A 3,984-nucleotide genomic window follows, 5' to 3' on the forward strand; every position below is an offset into this window, starting at 1 on the left:
CGTCCCGGCCGCGCGCGCCCGGACCCGTACGGTGCCCGGCAGCTCGGCGGCCGGCTTCGTCCACGACAGGCCGAGCAGGCTGAACGGCCCGGTGTCGCGCCTGCCCAGCTCGGCCTGGTCCCCCTCGGCCTTCACGGCGACGGTGCGCAGCGCGGTGCGCACGGCGTGCGGCGCGGGCCGCTTCGCCGCCTGCGCCGAACCACCGCCCCCCGCACCCCCGTTGGTCACGAGCACGCCGGTCACCACCGCGAGCGCGGTCGCGGTCGCGGCCGTACCCCACACTCTTCGTCTCTTCAGAACGGTCTGGATCGCCATGACGGCGTCCCCCCTTGCTTCATGGGCACCTCCCACCGGGAGTGTTCTCGACCGGCGTGTGCCGTGAGCATTGTGACAGAAGGGATCGAACGCTTTGTCAAGGTTGCGTCAGGTGCGCGTCAACACGTCGTAGAAACCTCACCCTTCCGCGTAAGCGCCACGTCAGAGCGCGGGCAGGGCGCCGCGCGGGGTGCCTACGCTCCGGCGAGGAAAAGACGGAAGGGGGTACGAGCGATGACGAAGGCGGTACGGGGCGTACGGGGAGCGCGGGGACCGCGGGCCGTACGGGGCGGGCGGGCGCTGCGCGGCGGGCGGGCCTTCCACCGGACGGGGGCCGCGCCCTGGACGACGGACCGCCGCTGGCGCCACGACATGGGCACGGCCCTGCTCTGCGCGGCGCTCCTCCTCGTGCTCGCGCTCCTCATCGACGGGGTACGCGGCTCGCTCGACGCCCCGCGCGCCGCGCTGTGGCTCGGCCTCGCCGTCCTCCTCCACGCGGCCCTGCACCCCGTCCGCACGGGAGCCCGCCCCGGCGAACTGCGCACGTGGGGCCTGGTACGCCGCCACACGGTCCGCACCGACCGCCTCGTCTCCCTCACCGAGACCGGCGGCCTCGTCCCGCGCCTCCTCCTGCGCGACACGAGCGGCCACCGCCTGAGCTGCGAGACCGCGGTGCTCACCGCCAACCCCCTCCTGTGGCACCGCCTCGACACCGACCTGCGCACCTCCCACCGCCTCGGCCTGCTGCGCACGGGCGCGGAGGTCCTGGAACGCCTGGAGGCGTCGGTGGACCGGGAGACGCTGGAAGGGCTCGCCGACGAGGGGACCGGGGACCGGCGCGAGCGGAACGACTGACTCACTCCCCGAACATCCCCCTCGCGCAAGGGGGTTCGGTGCCCGGTGCATCGGGCAGGGGCCTGTGAGGGGAGAGAGGGGGAGACCATGAACGTGGGGGAGACGGTCTGGTCGTCAGGGGTGCTCGCGATCGCGGGCTGGGCGGCCTTCCACGTCATCCGTAACCACCTGCGCCTTCGCCGTGTGTGGCGAACCGGGACCACGGCGCGGGCCCGTTGCGTCGCGGCGTGGACGACGACCCGGCTCAGCAACAGCGGAAAGGGGGCGGGTCCGGTCACCACGACCCACCACTACCGCTTCCAGTTCTGGCCGCGGGTGGGGCCGGGGCCGGTGCTGTTCGAGGAGGAGGCCACGCCGGGGGACATCAGCCGGGGCGACGAGGTCACGGTCTACTACGAGGCCGCGCACCCGGAACAGGCGACGGCGTTCGGACCGGGCCGCAGGAGCACGTGGGAATTCGTGGGCACGCTGGCCTTCCTCGCGGCGCTCATGGTGCTGGCCGGCTCTTTCTTGCCGGTGTGGTGACGCGGCTGCCGCACCAAGGGGCGCCCGCTCGCGAAGGCCGCCCCGCTGGCGAAGGCCGCCCCGCTGGCGAAGGCCGCCCCGCTTGCGAAGGCCGCCCCACCTGGGGAAGCCGCCCCGCTTGCGAGGGGGACCGCCTCACGTGGGCATGCCCGGCACGGCTCACGCCTCCGGCAGCTCGTACCGCACCCCCGTCAGCTCCTCCGACCTCGCCCACAGCCGTCGCGCCGTCTCGTCGTCGCGGGTCCAGGGGGCGCGCCAGGACGGGGCCGGGGCGCCGCGCCACATCAGGAAGCGGGGGCCCGTGAAGGAGTCCTGGCCGACGCCGGGCGCCGTGGCCGCGTAGAGCGAGGGCAGCGCTCCCGCCTCGGCGGGCTGCCCGATGATCCTGGTGGCGAGCGCGGCGAGGCGTTCGGCCGCCCTGCGGCCCTCCAGCCGCACCCCGGCCGTCTGGAGGTTCGTGCGCGCGTAACCGGGGTGCGCGGCGGCGGCCACCGTGTCCGCCCCGGCGGCCTCCAGGCGGCGGGCCAGTTCGTGCGTGAAGAGCAGATTCGCCGTCTTGGAGCGGCCGTAGGCGAGCCAGCGGCGGTAGTGCCGCGCGCTGTCGAGGTCGCGCGGGTCGACGTTGCCGAGCACGTGCAGTCCGCTCGACACCGTCACGACCCGGCTCCCGGGCGCGCGCAGCAGCGCGGGCAGGAGGAGACCCGTGAGGGCGAAGTGCCCCAGGTGGTTGACGCCGAACTGCCGCTCGAAGCCGTCCGCGGTGCGCCCGTACGGGAGCGCCATGACGCCCGCGTTGTTGAGCAGCACCCCGACGGGCCGCCGTACGTGCCGCGCCGCGAACTCCCGTACCGAGGCCAGGTCGCCGAGATCGAGCCGGGAGAACTCCGCGTGCGCCCCCGGCACCTCCGAGAGCAGCCGCGCGACCGCGTCGGCGCCGCGCCGCTCGCTGCGGCAGGCGAGCACGACGTGCGCGCCGTGCCGGGCGAGCTCGCGGGCGGCGACGTACCCGATGCCGCTGTTCGCCCCCGTGACGACGGCGGTCCTGCCCTCCTGGGCGGGGATGCGGGCGGCACTCCACCCGCGCGTCGGCGTCCCGCTTGCTCCTGTACCGGCGGCCATCGCGCCGCTCCCTTCCCTGTGCCTCGCCGCACGGCCCCGGACGGGCCGTCGCATGGCCCCCTTCTACCCCGTCAGCCGCACGTGTCCCGTCCGGGTGGCGGGGCCGGGCCCCGCGGGGCGTGCCGCCGGGGGATGGGCGTGCGTGCCCCGTACAGGCGTACGCATAGGGTCATGCTCATGCCCGACATACCCCTGACCACGGTTCTTGTGCTGTGCCTCGCCGCGCTGGCGGCGGGCTGGATCGACGCCGTCGTGGGCGGCGGCGGACTGCTCCTGCTGCCCGCGCTGCTCCTCGGCGTCCCGCACGTACCGGCCGCGCACATCCTCGGTACGAACAAGGCCGTCGCGATCGTGGGAACGGGGGGCGCCGCGTTCACCTACGTACGCAAGGGCGCGCCCGTCAACGTACGGATCGCGGTGGGGATCGGGGGCGCCGCGCTGATCGGCTCGACGATCGGGGCGCTCTTCGCGGCGGGCATCTCCAGCGAGGTGCTGCGGCCGATGATCATGGTGGTGCTGCTCGCGGTGCTCGCCTTCGTCATGCTGCGGCCCGCGTTCGGCACGCAGGCCGCCGGCCCGGCGCCGGGGCGCGATCGAGTGGTCGCCGCGATCCTCCTCGCGGGGCTCGGGATCGGCGCGTACGACGGCTTCTTCGGGCCCGGCACGGGGACGTTCCTCGTGCTCGCGCTCACGGCCGTGCTCCGCCTCGACCTCGTCTCGGCCTCGGCGACGGCGAAGATCGTCAACACGTGCACGAACCTCGGCGCCCTCGTCACGTTCGCCGTGCAGGGCAACGTGATGTGGGGCCTCGCCCTCCCGCTCGCGGCGTGCAACCTGGTCGGCGGCATGACGGGCGCGCACACGGCGCTCAAGCGGGGCAGCGGCTTCGTGCGCACGGTCCTCGTGGTGGTCGTCCTCGGACTCGTGGCGAAACTGGCGTACGACCAGTGGGTGGCCTGAGGGGCCGGTCCACTAGACGGTGCCCCGCGTCCTGCGGTGCAGGAGCCACGTGCCGCACACTGTCGCGAAGGCCAGCACCCCCACGCCGCAGGCGACCCGCACGGGGTCGCGGCCGAGCGGGCCCGGGCCGCCCGCGAGCTGGGTCGCGTGCCCGGCCTCGGCCTTGCCCGCGGCGATCCCCGAGGGCCCGTACGCGCCGCTCAGCCCGAC

Annotated in this window: 4 protein-coding genes and 2 pseudogenes; 3 read left to right on the forward strand and 3 right to left on the reverse strand. The window is 74.9% G+C overall.

The genetic code is table 11. The annotated features are described in order from the left end of the window. Positions 1 to 315: pseudogene (locus G3I42_RS00810) on the reverse strand (N-acetylmuramoyl-L-alanine amidase); the annotation flags it as partial. Between the two features lie 234 nt (positions 316 to 549). Here G3I42_RS00810 and G3I42_RS00815 point away from each other — a divergent pair. Then, complete coding sequence (locus G3I42_RS00815; RefSeq protein ID WP_164281932.1) at positions 550 to 1,170, forward strand: translation initiation factor IF-2; 621 nt, start codon at positions 550 to 552, stop codon at positions 1,168 to 1,170. An 87-nt stretch (positions 1,171 to 1,257) separates the two neighbouring features. Then, positions 1,258 to 1,695, forward strand: coding sequence for a DUF3592 domain-containing protein (locus G3I42_RS00820; RefSeq protein WP_164281933.1), 438 nt, complete (start codon positions 1,258 to 1,260; stop codon positions 1,693 to 1,695). A 159-nt stretch (positions 1,696 to 1,854) separates the two neighbouring features. On the opposite strand, the gene G3I42_RS00825 is transcribed toward G3I42_RS00820, so the two are convergent. After that, the gene (locus tag G3I42_RS00825; RefSeq protein ID WP_164281934.1) at positions 1,855 to 2,814 is read right to left on the reverse strand and encodes an oxidoreductase; all 960 of its coding nucleotides are present in this window, start codon (positions 2,812 to 2,814) and stop codon (positions 1,855 to 1,857) included. A 177-nt stretch (positions 2,815 to 2,991) separates the two neighbouring features. Between G3I42_RS00825 and G3I42_RS00830 the strand changes: the two genes are divergently transcribed. Further along, positions 2,992 to 3,774: a TSUP family transporter gene (locus tag G3I42_RS00830; RefSeq protein WP_164281935.1), complete on the forward strand. Its 783-nt coding sequence runs from the start codon at positions 2,992 to 2,994 to the stop codon at positions 3,772 to 3,774. A gap of 12 nt (positions 3,775 to 3,786) precedes the next feature. Here G3I42_RS00830 and G3I42_RS00835 read toward each other — a convergent pair. Next, a pseudogene (locus tag G3I42_RS00835) lies at positions 3,787 to 3,984 on the reverse strand (hypothetical protein); the annotation flags it as partial.

The sequence above is a fragment of the Streptomyces sp. SID11385 genome, from assembly GCF_010548245.1.
GTDB lineage: Bacteria > Actinomycetota > Actinomycetes > Streptomycetales > Streptomycetaceae > Streptomyces.